Origin of the sequence: Faecalibacterium hattorii (assembly GCF_003287455.1) — a bacterium.
Classification (GTDB): Bacteria; Bacillota; Clostridia; order Oscillospirales; family Ruminococcaceae; genus Faecalibacterium; species Faecalibacterium hattorii.
Window position 1 is genome coordinate 186,428 of record NZ_PRLC01000003.1, and the last position, 20,677, is coordinate 207,104.

Below are 20,677 nucleotides of genomic sequence, written 5' to 3' on the forward strand. Positions count from 1 at the left end.
TATGGATTGGGCGGTGGATCTGCACAAGGGCAGCCCACCGCCCAAATCCCGACGCGGCATAAAAATTACAGGATTACACTTGCCAACAGGAACGCTACTGCGGCATCCACGACGGCCATAACCAGAGAGGGTAACAGATAGCTGGTGTTGAATACGAATTTGCCGATTTTGGTCGTTCCCGCCGTATCAAAAGCGATGGCGGCCAGACTCTCGGAGGCAGCGGGAATCAGGAAGTGTGATCCGATGGTGACCCAGCCAGCCAGCAACACGGGAGTGCTGATGCCGAGTGCCAAGCCCAGCGGAATCACGATTGCGGTGGTGGAACCCTGCGAAGTAGTGATATTACCCACCAAATAGCAGGCAATAATGAATACCCAAGGGTACTTATTGGTGAACTGCGAGACCGTCTCGGTCAGGAAGGTGGACTGCGCGCCGATGAAGATATTGACCATCCAGCACAGGCCAAGACAGATGACGGCCGCAAACACACCGGACTTAAAAACGGGCATCTCAAGAATAGCATCGGCCTTTTTGTCCATCACAAGACAAATTACCGCAGCGGCGCAGAGCATGAAGATTTGGATGATGTCGGTCATGCCCATAGTGCTGCCGTCAGCCAAAACAGGACGCAGGGATTTGACCACACCCAGAAGAACGACGGCTACCATCGCAACCAAGAAGGCGATGACAGAAATCTTGGACTGCTTGCTGAAAGAAGAGGTGTCGACCACTTTTTCTTCCTTGTGCCCACGCAGTACAAGGGTGCCATCGGCAACACGCCGCTGGAACTCGGGGTCATCTGCAAGTTCCTTGCCTCGCTTCATCATAACAAGGCCGGAAGCCAGAGAGCCAAGAAGGGTAGCAGGAATGACAACCATCAGGACGGTAATCATATCTACGCTGCCCGACTCCTCCAAAAATCCTACCAGCGCGGCGGTAGCGGCGGCAAGCGGAGTGCCGCAGACCGCATTTTGGCTGGAAACCACAGAAGCGGCAATCGGCCGCTCGGGACGGACGCCGTTCTCGATGGCAATTTCGTTGATGATGGGCAGCAGGCTCCACAGAATGTGGCCGGTTCCGCAGCAGAAAACAAACAGCCAGCTGATCATGGGCGCCAGAATGGTGATTGATCTAGGATGTTTTCTCAAGATCTTCTCCGCAAGAGCCACCAGGTACTCAATACCACCCGCAGCCTGCATCGCGCCACCCGCAATAACCACGGCCAGAATAATTCGCAAAACCGTGAGCGGGGGATCCGACATGGGTGACTTAAAGATAAATGTAAAGACAAACGCGCCGACCGCACCGGCAAGCGTAAGGAAAACTCCTCCCTTGCGAACGCCCCAGAAGATGAGAAGGAGCATGATGACAAGCTCAATCCAGAACATGATTTTTTCTCCTTTTTCTTTGATTTTTCCCAGCGACCGCATACCCAGCAAGTTCATGACGCTTTCTTTGCCTGCCGCCCCGGGCCCGTTTCCGTCAGTTTTCATCAGAAAGATGCGCACATTCTCTGTTACAAGCAATCCATCCCGATTTGTCTTTGTATTAGGCATCGAAATGTTATGCTTTGTATTATGATGCAATAATATAATGCAAGCATCTCCTTGTCAACAGCATTCCGGCATTTTCGTCAAAACATACTATCAACGCACCATTGTTTTGTGAATCACCACCAAATTATTGTATCCTTCTGCCCTCATTTGCTCCCGTTTTGTCTCTTACTTCTGTAATACAAAAAGAGAGCGCCCCTGAAATTCTGCTTCAGGGACGCTCCCTTTTTATTTTTATACACAGGTACGTCTTTTTGTTGTACTCATCTTTGACAGCTCAGACCATGAGCTTAAACTTATCCGCGATGCAGAGCTGACGGCCCAGATAGCAGTGTTCCCCGCTCTGATCGTGCACCACGCTCTTGATGGACAGCAACGGGTAGCCCTTTACCACACCCAGATACTTGGCCTCCTGATGGTTCGCAAACACGATCTCAAGGACTTTATCTGAGCGTGTGAATACGATGCCTGTTTCCTTTCGGATCGTCTCATACAGAGAGGTATTGGTCAGATCTGCATTGAACAGAAAGAAAAAACTCTCCGGAAATTTGCTGGTCTCCAACATCATCGGTCTGCCGTCCGCAAGGCGCAGACGCTCCACAACCAGCGTCTGTTCGTCCTTTTTTAGCCCAAGCTGCCCCCGTTCTTCCTCCGTGGGCTGTTCCAGTGTGATCCTGATCGTCTTTGCGCCGGGCTGGTATCCCATCATATAACACATATTGGTGTAGCTCAGCACGCCATCCAGCTTTCGCTGGATCTTCTTTTCCGTAACAAACGTGCCCTTGCCGGGCTTGCGCACCAGAAATTCTCCCTGAGACAGCTCATCCAGTGCTTTACGCACCGTGACGCGGCTGACCGAATAGCGCTCGCAGAGTTCATTTTCCGTTGGCAGGCGGCTGCCCGGGGGATACTCGCCCGCATCAATAGCCGCACGCAGTGTTGCGGCGAGCTGTTGAAACAGCGGCGTTGAAATTGTATTATCCAAACTCATGGTATATTCTCCCGTTCTTATTTTTATCACGAAATACGGTTTATTTTCAATTTACTTTTTTGCGTGCCCCGCAATTATGTTACAATACAAACTTATTATATATAAGTTTTATCCGTGCGTAAAGAGGAAAAACAAATTTTTTCTCCCTTGCGTCTGTGCAGGGCCGTTTTCCAGCGCCCCCTATTTATATAGGAAGCCCGCCACATTTCGTTTCGTTCCTTGTAAGAAATGCACAATTTTTTTGTCTTATTTTCGGTATTGACATTTGTATTGCTTTGTATTATCATCATGGCAAGAAAAGTTCTTCCGGAAACCGCCGGAAGAAATCGAGACAGTTTAATATGAAATGCAGGAGGGTAATACAATGCATTACAAGTACACTGACATCAAGGCCATCGTCGCTGAAATTCTGGAGAACAAGAAGGACGACGGCGGCGTCAAGAACATCTATTTCGTGGGCTGCGGCGGCTCTCTGGGTGCTCTGTACCCTGCAAAGACCTTTATGGAGCGCGAGAGCCTGACGCTGAAGTCCGGCTGGGTGAGCAGCAACGAGTTCGTCCACAGCACGCCCCGCGATTTCGGCAAGAACTCCATCATCTGCCTTGCCTGCCACAAGGGCAACACCCCCGAGACCATTGCCGCTGCAAAGCTGGGCAAGGAGATGGGCGCCGCTGTCATCATCCTGACTTGGCTGGAAGAGTCTGAGATCATCGAGTTCGGCGATTACATCATCCATTACTCCTTCGACGCCAGCCCGGATCACCTCGCCGGTGACATCGACTACGCCGGTGAAAAGACCATGTGCGCCCTGCAGGTCGCCGTGGAGCTGCTGAATCAGACCGAGGGCTACAGCAACTACGATAAGTTCCAGCAGGGTGCCGGCATGATCACCACCGTGATCCGCAAGGCCCGCGCTCATGTGGCCCAGCGCGCTCTGGACTTTGCCGAGGAGTACAAGAACGACTCCGTCATCTACACCATGGGCAGCGGTGCAGGCTACGGTGCCGCTTACATGGAGAGCATCTGCATCTTCATGGAGATGCAGTGGATCCACTCCGGCACCATCCACACCGGTGAGTTCTTCCATGGCCCCTTCGAGGTCACCGACGCCAACACCCCCTTCGTCATTCAGGTGTCCGAGGGTTCTACCCGTGAGCTGGACGAGCGCTGCCTCAAGTTCCTGCACACCTATGCAAAGCGCATCGAGGTGCTGGACGCCAAGGAGCTGGGCCTGTCGGTCATCGATCCCGCTGTCGTGGACTACTTCAACCACTCTCTGTTCAACAATGTCTATCCCATCTACAATCACGCTCTCGCTGAGACCCGCCAGCATCCGCTGACCACCCGCCGCTATATGTGGAAGGTCGCATACTGATATAGACGGAAAGGATCTGATACGATGAGCGCAGTCAAGATCATCGCCATCGGCGATAATGTGTGCGACAAATACCTTTCCCGTGGGAAGATGTACCCCGGCGGCCAGTGCGTCAACACCTGCGCCTATGCCGCAGCAAACGGTGTACCTTCCGCTTATCTGGGCAAGTTTGGCAGCGATGAGGTCGCCGCCTACAACCAGAAGATCCTGCACGAGCTGGGCATCGACACCAGTCACTGCCGCCATTTTGAGGGCGAAAACGGCTTTGCCATGGTCACGCTCAAGGGCAACGACCGTGTCTTTCTTGGCTCCAACAAGGGCGGCGTCGCCAAGGAGCACAGCTTCGACTTCACGCAGGAAGATCTGGAGTACATCAAGGGCTTCAACCTGATCTACACCAACCTCAACAGCTATATCGAAGAGGATCTTCCCTTCCTGCACACGGCCGGCGTGCCCATCGCCTATGACTTTTCTACCCGATGGACCGACGCCTATCTGGAAAAGGTCTGCCCCTATGTCACCGTGGCCATCCTGTCCTGTGCACACCTGAGTGCCGAGGACCGCGCCCGCGAGATGCAGAAGGCCGCCGACCACGGCGTTTCCATCGTGCTGGGCACCATCGGTGAGGACGGCTCCTATGTGCTGTACAACGGCAAGACCTACTACGCCTCCGCCGTGCACGCAGATGACGTCATTGATACCATGGGCGCCGGCGACTCCTACTTTGCCGCTTTCCTCTGCTCGCTGCTGAAGTCTTCCAAGAGCGGCGCTCTGCTGGAAGGCACCGAAGAAGAAAATGTCGCGCATCTGCAGGAAGCCATGCAGATCGGCGCAGCATTTGCTGCAAAAATGTGCGCCAAGGAAGGCGCCTTCGGCTACGGAACCCCCATCGTGGGCCGCACCGAACTGTAAAATAAAACAGGAGGCATTATCATGAAACCTGATCAGTATGAAAACAATGCGGAAGGCATCCTCTGCGTTTATAAGAATCCCAAATGGCTGGTTTGCATCAAGAACTGGAAGCCCGACAACGACATTGCCGGCATTGCTCATCTGGAGATCCATCACTCCACCGACGAGCAGTTCATCCTTGCCGCTGGTAAGGCAATCCTCATCACCGCCGAGCGCGAGGGCGGCAGCTTCAAGAATATCGAGCTGACCCCCATGCAGCAGGGCAAGGTATACAATGTTCCCGCCGAGTGCTGGTTCTACTCCATCACGCAGAAAGACACCAAGGTGATCTATGTGCAGGATTCCAACTGCTCTATGGAAAACAGTGACCTTGCCGACCTGACCGCTGCTCAGATCGCCGACATTCAGGAGCGTGCACGCAAGATCCTCGCAGAGTGAAAAGGAGCTTTTTATGCCGATCCGATGCGTCCTCTTTGACTTTGACGGCGTGATCGCCGATACCGAGGAACGGAACGCCGACTATCTTGCCTCTGCTCTTGCGCATTTCGGGGTCCGGCTGACCGAAGAGGATCGAAGCGCACTGGTGGGCATCAATGATTCTTCTCTGCTTGAGGCACTGCTGAAGCGGGCAGAAACGCCGGTCACTCTGGAGCAGCTACAGGCCGAACGCACACGCCGCGGCAACTACTACGAAAACGGTGCCGACCTGCACACGCAGCCCGGTCTGCGGGAGTTTCTCTCTGCGCTTCGTGCACAGGGTATTCTCACCGGCGTAGTCTCCTCTACCCGGTCACAGCTCATTCTGACCGCGCTCGACCGCTTACATCTGGTCTCACAGTTCGATGTGGTGGTCTGTGGCGACATGGTCACTCGGCGCAAGCCCGATCCGGAACCTTATCTGCGGGCAGCGCAGCTTCTGGGGCTTGCCCCCGGCGATTGTCTGGTCATCGAAGACTCTCCCACAGGCATCCGTGCCGGAAAAGCCGCCGGCTGTACCGTGCTGGGCTATACCGGCAGCTCCATCCGTCAGGACGTCTCTGCGGCAGATTTCGCCCTTTCTGATTTTCATCTTTACCGACAAATCCCACTTTTTCAGAATCTTTCTCCGTTCTGAATTTATGACAAAACAGACCAAACCGATACAAATAGGTTTGGTCTGTTTTTCATTTAAGCTGCTCCGCTCCGTGCAGGAGACCCGCCACCGCAGCAGCGTTTCTCCTATAAGGCGCAGGGCAAATGATCAGCCTCCATGACGGCTCTTTTGGAATTGCTGAAGGATGCCGACCCGGAAATGAAGGAAAAGCTGCGCCTGGCTCTGCTCACCTGATGCAAAAAAGGGCACTGATTGCAATGCAATACAGCGCCCTACATCATCGGACATGGATAACACCGACCGTGCAAAAACCGTGCACCCATGGCTTACAAAACAAAAAAGCCATGAAATCTTTCGATCTACAGCTTCCACGGTAGACATTCCTACGCGTTGGAACCCGCGGGCTAAGCAACAGCCCACTGGGCTGATTGCTTGCGGCGCTATGCGCCGCCGCCCTGTTCGAGCCCCTTCCATCGCGCGAACAAAAAAGAAAAACCAGTACACAATGTGTACTGGTTTTTCTTGGTGCAGGAATGCAATCCAAATCCGAACCATTTCCCTCGGATGCAACTTCCGTCGCTTCTCCAAAAGTCACGGTCTGTGTCCCTTCTTTATAGTTGAAGGTTATCAAAACCTTATCATCGTACAGGTAAATCGAATTGATGAACGTGTCCACCAGTGCCTGCCGCTGGTCTTTCTGATTCATGTTGAGTTTACGGAACCGCAGCAGCCAAAAGCGAATGAACTCCTCCGTGACCTTGGGCTTTGCCAGCTTTTCTTCTGCAATGCGGGCTTCAAGCTCACGCTTGGTTTCTTCCAGTTGCTCCAACCGCTCCTTGGTGGAACTGGTCAGGATTCCAGCCTGAATCGCATTCAGCATATTCTGGATACCCGATTCCGCATCCCGGAGCTGCTTTTCATAAAGAGGAATGTTGGTGTTTTCCTTGTTTTGCAGTTCCATCACCTTGGCGATGATGGACTCCATAGCGGCATCGTCTTTTACAAGCTGCATGGTCTGGTTAACCACAAGATCTTCCAGCCACTGTTTACGGACAGTTTTCTTCTTGCAGCCCTTCTTCTTTTTGGCCGTGGCACATTTATAGTAGCGGTGGACTTCTCCCGTCCGGCTTGTGCCGCTTTCGCCAAACATCAGCGCACCGCAGCAACCACAGTGCAGCTTGGTTGTCAGCAGGTAATCGTCCTCTGCCTTTCTTCGGGCAGGGGCTTTCTTGTTTTTGGCAATCTTTTCCTGCACATCATCGAACAGTTCCAGCGGCACGATGGGCGGAATCGCATCCGGCACGACCACATCCCGGAATTTCAGTTCTCCGATATAACGCCGGTTTTTGAGCATGTGCTCCACGCTGTTGTAAGTAAATTCGCCTCCGACCGGGTTCTTGATGCCGTTTTCATTCAGCCAGTCCCGAATCTCTTTCATCGTGAGGCCATCCCGATACTTCGTGAACGATTCCAGCACGAAAGGGGAGGCAAGCGGGTCGATGTGAAATTTCCGCTCGGAATCCAGCGTATATCCAAACGTTCCACGACCACCGTTGCAGCGGCCTTTCAGGATGTTCTCTGTCTGTCCACGGACAACCTTTTCGGCAAGGTCGGCAGAGTAGTATTCTGCATAGCCCTCCAGAACCGATTCCAGAATGATACCCTCTGGCCCCTCGGAGATGATCTCCGTAGCCGACATGAGCTTGACACCGTTCTTCTTCAGCTGGGTCTTATACCGGGCACTGTCGTAGCGATTCCGGGCAAAGCGGTCAAGTTTCCAGACCAGAACAATATCAAACAGCTTCTTGTCGCTGTCCTTTATCATCTGTTGGAATTGAGGGCGATTATCCGTCTTGGCAGAGATGGCGCGGTCAATGTAGTGCTTGACGATAGTGATGTCATTCTTTTCGGCATAGGCCGTGCATTCACGAATCTGGCCTTCGATGGATTCTTCGCGCTGGTTATCACTGGAATAGCGGGCGTAGATCACAGCGGTCATGGCAAGCACCTCTCTTTACACGTCATTGAACGGTGGAGCGTTCTTTCAAAGCACTGTTTCGTATAATGTATATACCATGTTTTGATGGAGAAATCAAGACTTTTTATTATCTTCAGTTTTTCTTTTTGAACAATTGACCCAACAGCCACCCCTCTCGTTGAAATGAGGTGACTGTTGGGCCGACTTGCTCGGATTCCTTTATTCTTCGTTTAGCTGGACGATGGTATTATAAAAGATTTTGTTTGGAATAACGACTTGAAGAACACCCTTTTTCAAAAGTGCTTCTATGCGTTTCATGACATACCAGTCACTTACCGGAGCAGAAATCGCTTTTAATACGTCTGCGGTAAGTTCACCAACCGAAATAGGAATTCTCGATACTAAACTAATAATTCTCTGGTCGAAATAATCTATGTTAACGCTTTTAACATCGTTCGCATGCCAAATACGCATGGAGGTGTTTTCGTTTAATAGCTTTCCCCATCTTTTGGCATACTCAGTAATAGTTTCTTCCGTCAAATACTTTTGTGAGATCTTATCGGTTTTCCCTTCCATAAATTCTTTCAGACCTTCTCTGGATGCAAGCAAAATTCTATTTGTACCATACTTTGCTGCATAGTAACAAATATAATAAATGCCGCACCAACAATCGGCAGAACTCCTGACCCAAACACGCAGTGGCTTATGATTTATCATATCACATTGAACCGCATTCGCTGTACCATGATATTTCGACCACAGTTGTCTAGCTTCAATTTGGCTGTCAGGATAATATTCTGAAAGGCAATTCACGAATTGTTTGCAACGATATTCTGAATCGCAAGCATATTGAAGTTCTCCCATTGATAACATAAACGGAAACAACTTTACACTTTCGACGATGCCTAAAGCTGCTAACATATTGACATCACTGGGTTCAAAAACAATTTCATCCATAGCTGGTCAAAATCATAATTTCGGGATGGTAACTTGTGTAGTTGCACTCCAATAGATTGGTTTGCTTGAGCCAACCACTCCAAAATAACACCCAACGCTGCAATCAAGATAAGTTCCAACATCATAGAAGTCATATGTATAGGTTGTATTATATATACTTTGTTCTGGAACTAGTGCTGTCGTTGAAAATGGGCAGCTTCGTTCGATGTTATCGGAATAGCTCGTGTAGTAATCCGTTCCTGAAACATTTTTTATTAAATCCGGGCCAATACCGACGGTAGTTCCACTCATATAAAAGCCCAATCCATTGGCCTTTGTATAAAGAACTCTCCATGTTCCATCAATATACGATACAACTCTTGAGCCGTCTGTATTAGAAACAGGAATGCGCATTGGAACCTCGGCCAAAACATAAAATCCGAGATTCTCTTGTTCTTGCACAGAAAGATTGAGAAGTTCTTCTATCGAATAATCATCGATCTTTCTCTTATTTCCAGTTGCAAATGCTGGCTGAATGGTCAGGAGAAATAAAACCGTGACCAATAGAATGGAAATCAGCCGTTTGATTTTGTTAGTCATGGTATACTGCCTCCTAATTTATTTTTTTTCTTCACTCAATACACTAAAGCTCCATTGGAATCACCTTCATTAAATTTTCCCCTTCAGGTGTATACTCCTCGGCAAATAAATGTGAACCATACAAATGCTGAAACTACTAGAATACTGCTGGAATAGAAAATATTGTGACCTTACACTGCTTTGGGTGATTACTTTGCTTTCCTTCATTGAATAGCTAGAACAACAGCTACTATCAAGAACAAAGTTGAAAGCCCAAGCTGAACCCATGCAATTTTTTCGTTTTCGGCATTGTTACAGCCTTTGGAGGATACTGCCACTTGGATATAATGCACTGCTACGATTCCATATGAGAAAAACAAAGAAGCCCAAGCATAAGGTACTGCGCTTTTATCTGTCAATCGGACAAGATTACTAGTCCATACTGAAATGCAGCCCCAAAGGGCAAAAGGAGCAATAAGAAAAAAGTTGCTTTTGCCTTTTTTCATTCTTAGCCTCCCACAGCTTGATGGTACGATTTTGTAGTATCCATAAGGTGTCCACCGGAATCATACGAATACAAAATATCATGATAGCAATGGGTATAGTAGCTATTATCATATGCGAAATGGACTTCATACAGCGATTGATTTATAACAACTTTCGATGGAGAAGTAGCTAGAACCACACTAACCAAAAAGGATCCAACCGTAACAGCAGTGCTTCCCGGCAAGTGCAACCCAGTAATTAAAAGGCTTGCTGCAGTTTCAACTCCACCAATCTCAATTTGCGCAATCGCCGTATTGTCAATTGTATAGCTGAGATTTGATACAAATATATGCTTATACTGTGATCCTGTAACATCACTTCCAACAGTGGCTCCCCTTGTTTGAGGCATAGATTTTGAAGTTGCTAATTTCAAAAAGACATCATAGCTTTGATTGGTCAATTTGCTTTTTTTCGTTTTTTGGGCTTTCGTATAGACAAGTTCACCTGTACCATCTTCTTTAACGCTCCGGTTCAAGGTAACATTTTGTCCATCAATATCAGTAAAGCGAGTTACTTCAATGATCGTATTTTTATCTATTTTGTAGGACACTTGCACAGTTCTTGCAACAGTAGCCACCAAATTTTCACGGTCGCTTTTAGAAATAATTTTTGTTTTACTGATTGCACTGTCTGCAAAAGCCGTTGTCATTGGCAAATTTTGTAAAGCGGCTACTGTTATGCCTAAACATAAAGTTTTCAAGAATTCTCTTCGAGATACATCTTTCATATTCTATCACCTCACATCGTTTTTGATATAATGTCTATCATATGAGTTTAGTTGCGATCAAGCGATTCAGGGACATCCGGCTGATACGCTGTAAAGCAGCAGGTGCTATTCACACTTAAGACTGCAATCGCCATTGCAAAAGCACATGTAATTTTACTCAGGAAAAAAATCAGTTTTTGTGAATTCTGTTTCATATTGTCCTCCACATTACATAGAATACGTTACATCGACTTCATTGTTTGTTCCGCGAGGAGTTCCCTTCAGCCAGCAAGTATGAGAAGCAATACCATTATAAGCGTTACTGGTAAAGGTGAGTTTTGCCGAACTGGAGTTATACGTCAAACTTGCATCACTATATGTGGAACCCAAAGTTGTAATCGAATAGTCCCATGCATTTGTGACTTTGTTATTCGTCACTGTCATATAAAAATATGCATGAATCACCACTCCCTTATACGAAACCTTCCAAGAATTCGACGATTTCGCTACACGAGAAATTGAATTGTCCACTGACTCGATAGTAATAGTTGCTGGATCACCATTACTGTCAACTACCGCAATTGCGAGCTTCTCGTTTGCCTTCAGTTGATCGAGATTGCTAAAAGTAACAACATTGTTCTTAACGGTAGCTTTCGGTGAATTCGATTCAGCGAAGGCAGACTGAACGCCAAACGACATTACAACCGCAATAAAAAGCAGACTCGCCGTAAGTTTTTTGATGAATTTTCTTGTACTCATGATCACATTTTCCTTTCCTTATTTTGATTTGATTGCTTTTACGACTAAATAAATGACCAGTATGCCGATGCAGAGCGAAATAATTGTCAATGCCTCTGCCGTTGCATTAAGGCAAGCACCAATAAAATAAACCAATACCAAAAATGCAACAAAAGCGATAAGAAGCAGCACCCATTTGTTTTTTTTCATGTTATCACCTCCCTATCTACAAAAGTTGGCATTAAATTTTTGTTGAACCAAAGGAATTGTTGAGAATACAATCAATACCCATTTGGAGAGATAGTAGCAAACTACATGACGTGTATACGGAAGCACATTAAAAATGGCAAGCAGGAAATCTATTGACGAAAGAACAGATGCGACCATCTTGTAACTTGACCGCTTCTTTTCACTTAAAGGCTTATTCTTTGCTTCGATAGGTGAGAGAAAGATAGAGATGCCCAAAAGAGCTACTGTTGTCAGGATACGGAAAAGGTGATTTGCTGCGATTGCCTTACTTAGCAAAATGCAGATAAGTGCCAGTCCGGAGAATGCCAAATAGCATCTGGTGTGCGATGTTGCATGGTATCCGCCAATGTAGATTCGCTGTGGGATAAACCCAATCAAAAATGAAAGTGCGTACCGCACATCACCACACACAACAGCGATTAAAACAACAAGCAGAACGCTCACAACAGATGATATGAGCAACTCGTACCCATAGACATACGCATCCGCCTTTGCTTCATCTATCACTTTTTGCTCGCAGAAAAGACGGACTGATTTTTGAGACAGCGTGCGTTCCCACATTGCAGTTGCGCCACCTTATCTTCTGATTTTTGCTTCACTGTATCATAAATTTCAGCAAAATCAAGAGGTTTGGCAAAACTGGTCGTTCTGGTGACAAAAGTGGTAGGTCAGGCTACTTGTAAGGAGCCTTTGCACAGTCTATAATAGTAGCAGGACATTATTTTGTGGAGGTTGTCGAAATGCTGAAGTACCACGTTGCAGTCTGCGATGATGAGAAATCAGACCTTGATGGCATTGTTCAAAGCGTCCAGCAGTACGATGTGCAAGGCTGCTTTGACATTGAAACTTACATGGATGGAAACGAACTTCTGAGCGAATTGCAAATGCAGAAGAAATCCTTTGATCTGCTTCTTCTCGATATCGAGATGCCATCCAACGGTTTTCAGCTGGCGCAGTCTTTGATTCAGATGGAGAAGCATCCTTTGGTGGTATTTGTCACGAAGCGGCATGAGTACGCTGTGCAGGGATATGGCATTGCATTCCGCTACCTTGTCAAACCTTTGGATCAGACGCTGTTCGCTGCGGCAATGGATGCCGTCCTTCAGGAACTGAACTCCAAACATTTCACGATCGAATACGATGGTGTTACCATGTCCTTGGAAACATCGGACATTTACTTTCTGGAAAGCCACGGACATAAAGTTCTGATTCACTGCAAGGAGCAAGACCTTACATTGCGAATGAGCATTCCTGAAGCCTTGGAGCAGCTTCCCAAACGGTGCTTTGTGTCACCACACAAAAGTTATCTCGTCAACATGGAACACATTGTTTACGCTACGGGAACCGCTGTTTTTCTTTCCAGCGGACATCAGCTGCCGATCAGCAGGAGGAAGCGTCAGGAGTTCAATCAGATCTTCAACGCTTATTTGGGAAGATGATGCTTTATTATTTCGTTGAGTTTGCAGGGAGCTTTGCCAACATTGCCCTGTTGCTGCTTTTTATCGGTCGGCTGTTTCCAAAAAAGGAGCCCGTCTCAAGGTGGTTCTATGCCTATGTTGCACTCTTGATTGCTGGGCAGTGTGCTTTGAGTTTATTCCCGGATTGGGTGACGCAGCGCACGATCTATCTTTTAGTTGGCGGATTTTTCCTTGCATTGCTGTTCTATGAGGTTCGACCGTGGCAGGCGGTTTTTGCAAGCGGAGCTTTCTTCACACTGATTGCTTTGGTGGAAGTGCTTGCAATGCTTCTGATTGGGCTGCGTATCCCGGATACCGACATTCTAATGCAGGCTGGGGCAGCACGGTTGGTCTATGTTGTTTTTTCAAACCTGATTCAAATTCCACTCGTAGTCCTGATCTCACATTTTTTCAGCCGAAAAGGAAATGCTCTGCGTATCCTATGGCTGCTGCCGATCATTGCGATTCAAATCGCAAGTATTGCTGTCTGTTATGTGGCACAGTATCATGCTGCGGATGAGTATTTCCCGGATTATATGGTCGGTCTTATGGCGGTGCTTCTCCTTATAAACATCCTGATCGTGTTCTATGTGGAAGCTCTCCGGGAAAATGAGCTAGAAAAATTCAAAGTCAAGTTCAATGAGCAGCAGTACAACCTTCAAATGGAATACTACCAGCAGCTCAAAGAACGTCAGGAAGAAGTCCGTTCTCTACAGCATGATGTGAAGAAATACATTCTGGCGATGCAGGCAGTTGCAGAACACGGTGATACCGAAGAACTTCACAAGATCGCACAGGCCGCCACGAATGTTTTCGAGCGTTCCACAAATATTTCTGCTGTCGGAAATCCTGTTGTTGATGCTCTTTTGAATTATTACTTACGAATTGCGGAAAGGAATAACATCAACGTCAAACTGGATGTGACGATTCCTGAAGTCCTGACGATCTCATCGTTGTCTTTGAGCATCATTATCGGAAACACATTTGACAATGCCATCGAAGCCTGTTGCGACCTGCCAGCGGAACAGAGAATCATTCATCTACAGCTGCGCAAGCAGTATCGAAGCCTCTTCTATCGGCTGGAAAACCCATACAGTGATACTTCTCGCGGAATCCGCATCGGAGAGTATCACGGTTACGGACTAAAAAATATAAATCGTATCGTTCAGGAGAACCATGGTGACTTCTATACGAAAAAGAAAGACGGTGTGTTTACCGTCCAAGTCCGCCTGAACTGCGAAAATTAAAACATTCTCCTAAAACATTGCTTTGCTTTTGCTTGTACTTTGTGTGTTTCATTCATCTGATGTATTCATTATCCTGAAGTGTTGACACACATCAATACTTATGTTATCATTCCCAACAAATCCACAGCGATTTCTGTAAAGAAACGATTCTGTGCGGTTTTATTTCCTGCGAAGATTTACCGCCCCGCAACACACCCGATCATTTTGCCGTCTGTTTCACCCGACAAAATCCTTCGCCTGTACTGCGTGGGCGGTATTTTCTTTTTGGGGAAGCCGTACCTTGAGAATTTCATGAGCCGTCCGAGCGTGATACCGGCTTTTCGGCCAACGCCGCTGCAAAACAGGGGCAGGAACTTCGTTCGGAGCAAACGGCGATCAACATACACGAGCAGCGGAACTCTCTACTTATTTTTGCGTCTTAACAATTCGGAAACAACTTTCGGAAATGCGTTTTGAGCGCAGCGGTGGAGAGCAAGAACCGTCCCGTGGCCACAAATTTTCAATTCTTGAAAATGTTGTGCTCCACCGGGACTTCACATCTGCAACTCTTGCGAGTTTTGATGTGATCTTGTTGGGGCGTACCTGCCCCAAACCCTGCTCATATTCGCACCTTGCGGTGCGAAAGAACGGCGTGTCGTGCTTACATAGCTCCACCGAGGAGCTAGCGAAACGACAGGAGGTTCAATGAACAAAACGAATGTCAAAACGAAACCCAGCACGACCCACCGCCACGACACGCCGAACAACAAAACGCACATCATCAAGTTCCGTGTGACGGAAACTGAAAAGATGGAACTCCAATGCACAGCAAAACTCCTTCATCTCTCCCTGTCCACCCTCATCCGCCGTGCGCTGCACAATGCGAAGATCGAGCGCACCGTTGTCGTTGCCGGCGGCGGAGAAGAAACCCTGACTGCCGTTTCCACTCTGCTTGCCCAGTGCAGCAGGGTGGGCGGCAACCTGAACCAACTCGCACGACACTTCAACTCCGGCGGAGCAGACACCGAACAGCTCCGGGCGAAACTTCTGGACGAACTTGCAGACCTGACTGCCTTCCGGCTCAACGCCGAGAAAGTTCTGGGTAAACTGTATGGCAACGCTGAAGCATATCGCCTCTAAAAATTCGGACTACTCTGCCGCTGAGACCTATCTGGTTTACCAGCACGATGAATTTTCCGGCAAGAAAATTCTGGATGAACAGAGCAGACCCAAGCTGCGGGAATCGTACATTCTGGACACCCTTGAATGCGGCGAAGCCTCGTTTGCAATGGCCTGCCTGCTGGCAAACCGGAAGTACGACAAGAACAACCACCCGGATGACATCAAGAGTCACCAGTATATCATCAGCTTCGACCCGCGGGATGCAGCCGAAAATGGGCTGACGATGGAAAAGGCACAGGCCCTCGGCCTGAACTTCTGCAAAGAGAACTTTCCCGGTCATCCTGCTATCGTCTGCACCCACCCGGACGGACACAACCATTCGGGAAATATCCATGTCCACATCGTGATCGGCAGCGTCCGGACACGAGAAGTGGAGCGCAAGCCCTATATGCAAAAGCCCCGTGACTGGCGTGAGGGCATGAAGCATTCCAGCACAGCCCAGACCATGCGGCACCTGCGTGTCGCAGTCATGGAAATGTGTCAGGATGCCAAGCTGTACCAGATCGACCTGCTCAGCTCGAAAAAGCGTGTGAGCGAGCGTGAATACTGGATGAAACGGCGCAGTCAAATGAAACTCGACCGTGAAAACGCTGCCCTGCTTGCCGCCGGACAGCAGCCTACACAAACGGAGTTTGAAACCGCAAAGGAGACTTTGCGGAAACAGATCTCGGATGTGCTGGACAATGCAGCGAGCTTTGAAGATTTCTCGGACAGGCTCTTGCAGCAGTACGGCATCACGGTCAAGAAAAGCCGTGGGCGGCTCAGCTACCTGCCAGCCGGAAGAAAGAAGTTTATCCGGGCGCACAGCCTCGGTGACAAGTTTGAGAAAGAACTCGTGCTTGCCACCTTGAAAGAAAATGCCAAGAGCCAGCCCATTATCCTCCACAGCAATCTTGAGGAAAAACCCGACCGAATCAAGAAGCTGGTGGACATTCAGGCAAAACTGAAGCAGGGCAAGGGCATCGGCTATGAGCGTTGGGCGAAGAAGCACAACCTCAAAGCCATGGCGCAGACCTTGATTCTTTTGCAGGAGAAAGGTCTGCTCAACGAGGACGCACTCGACCAGAGAATTGCAGAGCTTGACACCAAGTTCCATGAATCGCTGGCCGTAGTGAAAGACCTCGAAACCCGCATGGCAAACAACCAAACACTGCGCCGTTATGCTGCTTCCTACAAGCAGTACCGACCGCTCGCGCAGAAACGGAACGCTGCCAAATCCCCCGCAACCTTTGAAGAACAGCATCGTGCAGAGCTGACAGCATACCGGACAGCAGCAGCCTATCTCAAGGCAAACAACATCACTAAACTGCCAAGTCCGAACAAGCTGGAAGCGGAATACTGCGCTCTTGCTTCCGAAAAGGCCCAGTTCTATGAGCAGTACAAGGAAGCCAAGATCGAACTGCTCAAGCTGAAAGATGCAAAACAGAATGTTGCCCTGTTCTTCCGGGAGGACGAACGGACGCAACATCACGAGAGATAAGGAGTTGTGCGTATGATCAATCTGAAAATCGACCCGGAGTTCCAGAATCAGATCCCGCCGCTGACGGACGATGAGTACAAGCAGCTTGAAGAAAACATCCTCAAGGAAGGCAAGCTGCTCTCTCCTTTGATCGTCTGGAACAACACCCTCGTTGACGGCCACAATCGTTATGCAATTCTCCAGAAGCACCCGGAGATTTGCTTTTCCACCATGCCGCTCCGATTTGAAAGCAGAGAAGAAGTCCTCGCATGGATCTGCAAGAATCAGTTGGGGCGGCGCAACCTCACCCCGGAGCAGAAGCTGTTCCTCATCGGGAAGCAATATGAAGCGGAAAAATCCTCTCATGGCGAAGCCCGCAAAGAATCGCATGATGAAAATGGCCGATTTCACCGGAGTTCTCAAACTGATAACTCCGGTGAAGCCATGAAAACCTGCGAACGAATCGCAGAGGAAAATGGTGTAAGCAAGGCAACTGTACTTCGCGCATCGAAGTACATGAAAGGTGTTGAAATTGCTGAATCCCTGATTCCCGGTATGCGGGAGAAGATTCTGAACAAACAGGTAAAAGTCAGCAAGGCTGATATGCACCGCCTTGCACGAGCCAACTATGATGCCCGCGCACAGACCTTGCAGGAAATCCTGCACCCGGAACTGAAAGTTGAACCGAAACCGGATGCCGATGGCATCATCCGGGAACCGGGAAAGGCACCTGTATTGCCGTTTCAGAAAATCGAATCGGTTTACGACAGCGATGCTTACCCGGAAGAAGTGCGGCATGATTATGTCGCACTGGAACACGTTACAACACGTTTCCGCACAGAGTTTGACTATCTTCTGAGAACTATGCCAGACACAGCACAGCGAGAAGTCATTCTCGAAATCATCCACAAGCACAAGGAGTACCTTGCTTCGCTGGAATCTGCGCTCGCAGAGGATGAGCAGACAGCATAACAACAGGCACATTGTATGCTGTCAACAGAAATCCAAAGGAGTGTGCGTTTGAACAAAAAGAAAAAGTCCACAAATATTTCCCCTTACCCCGATGAAGCCATCGAACGACTGGCACGGGCATTCTATCCGGCGATCCTTGCCTGCTGGAACAGCGAGGAAGGTCAACGGGAATTTGCTGCATGGCAGGCGGAACAGGCTCATATCGCAACCAAAGAAAAACAGGAAGTTCCCGTCGGGGAACTCCCTGCCTTACTTATCGTGTGTGGATTTTTGCAGGGTGCGTCCGGCAGGGCGCACCCTGTTTTTGCGTTCAGTCCTCTAATCCGTGACTTCCAGCCGCATTTCTCAGATACTCCTCTGGCTCACCGTTCAAAATTAGCTCTGCATACGCCAGCGGGTCATTGTAGATGAGGTAGTCCAGTTCAGACCTCTGCGCCATGGTAACATCCAGTGCATCCTCGACACCGGTGCAGTTGATGGAAATTTTGCGCCCATCCCGGAGCAGCAGCTCCACACAGCCGGTGCCCATGTTAAACTGACAGGCTCTTGCATCGTACTTCATAATCTTGCGTCCCTTCTGCCTTACGGCACTCTTACTGTTGTGACCTTCGTGATACGGTCTTTCTTCTGATAAGGTTTTGGACACACAGCCGTAAGGGAAGAGCCATTGTTCTCGTTTCCGAAGAAAACAAAAAATCCGAGCCCTTCTCCTATCGAGAAAAGGTTCGGATTTTCATGGTTTGGTGCGATGGAAGGGACTCGAACCCCCGGCCTACTGATTCGTAGAAACCGAATGGCACATTTTGTCCATTTCATCATTTGACGGCAAAACGTCATTTTGATCGAATTGCCGTTATTTTACCGTTGTTATTCTATCGCATTCTTTGCATTGCTTGCACGTCTTTGCACCTGTTATCCATCCTTGCGATGTGCAGAAAATGTGCAAAAGTGTGCAGAGCCAAAATCAGCCCGGCAAAACAGGCTGTTTCGCACAGTCTCAAAAGCTGGATCTCAACGGTATTTATTGTGCAAAATCTTCCAGTTTTATCCAAACAACAATCTTACATGACATATCGGTTCTATGGCAGGGTTTAGGACATCCGAACAGACACCGTTTGATATAGAAATGAGGTTCACCATGAACAAACTACTTTCCTGCCGCTTCAATATGGACACCAACCGGGTGGAAGCTCGGTTCGAGGATGGCACCACTCTTGCCATCGACTGCATCGCCGTGGAGGACGAGTACGGCAGCACCCCCGCACAGCGGGCAGAGCTGGACTGGCTGCTGTGCAACAGGCCGCTGGAGTACGCACAGCTTGTGCTGGGAGGAGAGATGGAGCACTATCTCTCGCTGGGATGCGACCACGGCAGGCTGGAAGATTAAGTCCCTATAAAGAACACGATGCCCACCGACCTATGGTTTGCCATAAGCTGGTAGCATCGCTTCTTATCCATAAGCAACTCGCTCTTTTCGGCTAACGCTTTTTTGTAAATGTTTCCCTTGCAGAATCTTTCCAGATTCTCTATAATAAGAAAGAGCTTTATAAATCTTCTTTCAAATGTTGAATCTGCTCTTGGAGGTGAGTAAGCCCATGACCGGCAGCGGCGCAAATAACCGTGATGTTAAAAAAATCAACCGCATCCGAACGATTCGCAGCATTTTTTCCTGCGACCGAATCTCGCAGCCGGAGCTTGCGGCAAAAGTCAACAACAGCTGGCCGACCGTATTGCAGAATGTCAAAGAACTGATGGCGATGGGACTGGTGCAGGAGGTCGGCACCTTTGAATCTACCGGTGGGCGCAAGGCGAGAGCATTTGCTCCCGTGCGGAATGCCAGACTTGCGGTCGGACTGGAGATCACCCAGAATCATGTCGGAGCAGTTCTGGTCGATCTGTCCGGTAACCTTCTCCACTATGAGCGTAAAAAGCGTCTTTATGAGCGGTCGGACACCTATGCGGAAATGCTTGCCGGAATCGTGCAGGGGCTGATTGAAAAAGAGGGCTGCCCGGTCGAAAAAATCTTGGGCGTCGGCATTTCGCTGCCCGGTATTCTGGACAAAGAGGGGCAGACATTGGTTTACTCTCATGCCTTGGGTCTGCGGAATGTTCCTACCGAAGAATTCAGCCGTTACATCCCGTTCTCCTGCCGGTTCATCAACGACGCGAACGCTGCCGGACTTGCTGAAGTGCGCGACCTCGAATCTCCCCGCAGCCTTGTCTACCTTTCTCTGAGCAACAGTGTCGGCGGTGCGATTCTGACCGGTGGAGCGCTCTATGGCGGCGACCATCTTCGTGCCGGAGAGTTCGGGCACAACACGCTCGTTCCCGATGGCCGCCCCTGCTACTGCGGAAAAAAAGGCTGTCTGGATGCCTATTGCTCTGCAAAAGTCCTCTCCCAGCTGACCGACGGAAATCTTGCACTATTCTTTGACGGGTTGCGCTCCGGCAATGCAGCTTTGCAAACGGCATGGAATGAATACCTTTCTTACCTTGCTGTAGCAGTCAATAATCTGCGCATGACCTTCGACTGTGATGTAATTGTTGGCGGCTACGTTGGCGGCTTTCTGGCAGAGTTTGGCGAACCGCTCCGGGAAATGCTGGTCGAGCGTAATACGTTTGAGCCGGACAGTTCCTACCTGAAGTTCAGCCGCTATAGGCTGGAAGCCTCTGCGCTGGGAGCCGCTCTGCTCCATATCGAAGCCTTTATTCAGAACCTATAAAC

The 20,677-nt window shown here is 49.0% G+C and carries 23 protein-coding genes; 11 read left to right on the plus strand and 12 right to left on the minus strand.

The window, feature by feature from the left end; genetic code table 11:
* Positions 1-65: 65 nt before the first annotated feature.
* Complete coding sequence (locus tag C4N23_RS03470) at positions 66-1,556, minus strand: anaerobic C4-dicarboxylate transporter family protein (protein ID WP_242983711.1); 1,491 nt, start codon at positions 1,554-1,556, stop codon at positions 66-68.
* A 274-nt stretch (positions 1,557-1,830) separates the two neighbouring features.
* Positions 1,831-2,544 carry a GntR family transcriptional regulator gene (locus C4N23_RS03475; protein WP_112144075.1) on the minus strand — a complete coding sequence of 238 codons (714 nt, stop codon included), beginning with the start codon at positions 2,542-2,544 and terminating at the stop codon, positions 1,831-1,833.
* 364 nt (positions 2,545-2,908) lie between these two features.
* Here C4N23_RS03475 and C4N23_RS03480 point away from each other — a divergent pair, with 364 nt between their 5' ends.
* From C4N23_RS03480 to C4N23_RS03495, 4 genes are read left to right on the plus strand one after another with little or no spacing between them, the layout of a single operon-like run.
* Positions 2,909-3,919: an SIS domain-containing protein gene (locus C4N23_RS03480; RefSeq protein ID WP_055188981.1), complete on the plus strand. Its 1,011-nt coding sequence runs from the start codon at positions 2,909-2,911 to the stop codon at positions 3,917-3,919.
* A 24-nt stretch (positions 3,920-3,943) separates the two neighbouring features.
* A complete protein-coding gene (locus tag C4N23_RS03485; protein ID WP_112144077.1) occupies positions 3,944-4,831 on the plus strand; it encodes a fructoselysine 6-kinase in 888 nt (295 codons plus the stop codon).
* A 21-nt stretch (positions 4,832-4,852) separates the two neighbouring features.
* Complete coding sequence (locus C4N23_RS03490) at positions 4,853-5,269, plus strand: cupin (RefSeq protein ID WP_112144079.1); 417 nt, start codon at positions 4,853-4,855, stop codon at positions 5,267-5,269.
* A gap of 13 nt (positions 5,270-5,282) precedes the next feature.
* A complete protein-coding gene (locus C4N23_RS03495) occupies positions 5,283-5,945 on the plus strand; it encodes an HAD family hydrolase (RefSeq protein WP_112144081.1) in 663 nt (220 codons plus the stop codon).
* 256 nt (positions 5,946-6,201) lie between these two features.
* On the opposite strand, the gene C4N23_RS03500 is transcribed toward C4N23_RS03495, so the two are convergent.
* The 9 genes from C4N23_RS03500 to C4N23_RS03535 form a co-directional block, all read right to left on the minus strand.
* On the minus strand, positions 6,202-7,923 hold the full coding sequence (locus tag C4N23_RS03500; protein WP_242983712.1) for a recombinase family protein: 1,722 nt from the start codon (positions 7,921-7,923) through the stop codon (positions 6,202-6,204).
* Between the two features lie 198 nt (positions 7,924-8,121).
* A complete protein-coding gene (locus tag C4N23_RS14170) occupies positions 8,122-8,859 on the minus strand; it encodes a DUF3658 domain-containing protein (protein WP_223387800.1) in 738 nt (245 codons plus the stop codon).
* 12 nt (positions 8,860-8,871) lie between these two features.
* Positions 8,872-9,438, minus strand: coding sequence for a hypothetical protein (locus C4N23_RS03510; RefSeq protein ID WP_005934531.1), 567 nt, complete (start codon positions 9,436-9,438; stop codon positions 8,872-8,874).
* A 203-nt stretch (positions 9,439-9,641) separates the two neighbouring features.
* The gene (locus C4N23_RS03515; protein WP_005943373.1) at positions 9,642-9,923 is read right to left on the minus strand and encodes a hypothetical protein; all 282 of its coding nucleotides are present in this window, start codon (positions 9,921-9,923) and stop codon (positions 9,642-9,644) included.
* A 2-nt stretch (positions 9,924-9,925) separates the two neighbouring features.
* The gene (locus tag C4N23_RS03520; protein ID WP_005934532.1) at positions 9,926-10,690 is read right to left on the minus strand and encodes a hypothetical protein; all 765 of its coding nucleotides are present in this window, start codon (positions 10,688-10,690) and stop codon (positions 9,926-9,928) included.
* Between the two features lie 47 nt (positions 10,691-10,737).
* Positions 10,738-10,884: a cyclic lactone autoinducer peptide gene (locus tag C4N23_RS03525; RefSeq protein ID WP_081027705.1), complete on the minus strand. Its 147-nt coding sequence runs from the start codon at positions 10,882-10,884 to the stop codon at positions 10,738-10,740.
* Positions 10,885-10,897: 13 nt separating this feature from the next.
* A complete protein-coding gene (locus tag C4N23_RS03530; RefSeq protein WP_005934533.1) occupies positions 10,898-11,428 on the minus strand; it encodes a DUF5626 family protein in 531 nt (176 codons plus the stop codon).
* 18 nt (positions 11,429-11,446) lie between these two features.
* Positions 11,447-11,617 (minus strand): hypothetical protein, encoded by a 171-nt coding sequence (locus tag C4N23_RS13950; RefSeq protein ID WP_005924488.1) that lies wholly within the window; start codon positions 11,615-11,617, stop codon positions 11,447-11,449.
* A gap of 12 nt (positions 11,618-11,629) precedes the next feature.
* Positions 11,630-12,217: an accessory gene regulator B family protein gene (locus C4N23_RS03535; protein ID WP_005924490.1), complete on the minus strand. Its 588-nt coding sequence runs from the start codon at positions 12,215-12,217 to the stop codon at positions 11,630-11,632.
* 179 nt (positions 12,218-12,396) lie between these two features.
* On the opposite strand from C4N23_RS03535, the gene C4N23_RS03540 reads away from it, so the two are divergent.
* The 5 genes from C4N23_RS03540 (at position 12,397) to C4N23_RS03565 (ending at position 17,952) form a co-directional block, all read left to right on the plus strand.
* Positions 12,397-13,095, plus strand: a complete 699-nt coding sequence (locus C4N23_RS03540) for a LytR/AlgR family response regulator transcription factor (RefSeq protein ID WP_005924492.1) — start codon at positions 12,397-12,399, stop codon at positions 13,093-13,095.
* The gene (locus tag C4N23_RS03545) at positions 13,092-14,360 is read left to right on the plus strand and encodes a GHKL domain-containing protein (RefSeq protein WP_112144083.1); all 1,269 of its coding nucleotides are present in this window, start codon (positions 13,092-13,094) and stop codon (positions 14,358-14,360) included. Before C4N23_RS03540 ends, C4N23_RS03545 begins: the two co-directional genes overlap by 4 nt.
* A gap of 684 nt (positions 14,361-15,044) precedes the next feature.
* Positions 15,045-15,479 carry a plasmid mobilization protein gene (locus C4N23_RS03555; protein ID WP_005934538.1) on the plus strand — a complete coding sequence of 145 codons (435 nt, stop codon included), beginning with the start codon at positions 15,045-15,047 and terminating at the stop codon, positions 15,477-15,479.
* Positions 15,451-17,001, plus strand: coding sequence for a relaxase/mobilization nuclease domain-containing protein (locus C4N23_RS03560; RefSeq protein ID WP_112144086.1), 1,551 nt, complete (start codon positions 15,451-15,453; stop codon positions 16,999-17,001). The genes C4N23_RS03555 and C4N23_RS03560 overlap by 29 nt, the downstream gene beginning before the upstream one ends.
* Before the next feature lie 12 nt (positions 17,002-17,013).
* On the plus strand, positions 17,014-17,952 hold the full coding sequence (locus C4N23_RS03565) for a ParB N-terminal domain-containing protein (RefSeq protein WP_005922692.1): 939 nt from the start codon (positions 17,014-17,016) through the stop codon (positions 17,950-17,952).
* 310 nt (positions 17,953-18,262) lie between these two features.
* On the opposite strand, the gene C4N23_RS03575 is transcribed toward C4N23_RS03565, so the two are convergent.
* On the minus strand, positions 18,263-18,514 hold the full coding sequence (locus tag C4N23_RS03575; RefSeq protein ID WP_005922694.1) for a DUF6061 family protein: 252 nt from the start codon (positions 18,512-18,514) through the stop codon (positions 18,263-18,265).
* A gap of 576 nt (positions 18,515-19,090) precedes the next feature.
* Here C4N23_RS03575 and C4N23_RS03590 point away from each other — a divergent pair.
* Together C4N23_RS03590 and C4N23_RS03595 are read left to right on the plus strand one after the other, a co-directional pair.
* Entirely contained in the window at positions 19,091-19,339 is a 249-nt protein-coding gene (locus C4N23_RS03590) for a DUF6061 family protein (RefSeq protein WP_112144091.1), read from the plus strand.
* A 208-nt stretch (positions 19,340-19,547) separates the two neighbouring features.
* Positions 19,548-20,675, plus strand: a complete 1,128-nt coding sequence (locus C4N23_RS03595) for an ROK family transcriptional regulator (RefSeq protein WP_044953544.1) — start codon at positions 19,548-19,550, stop codon at positions 20,673-20,675.
* Positions 20,676-20,677 lie beyond the last annotated feature (2 nt).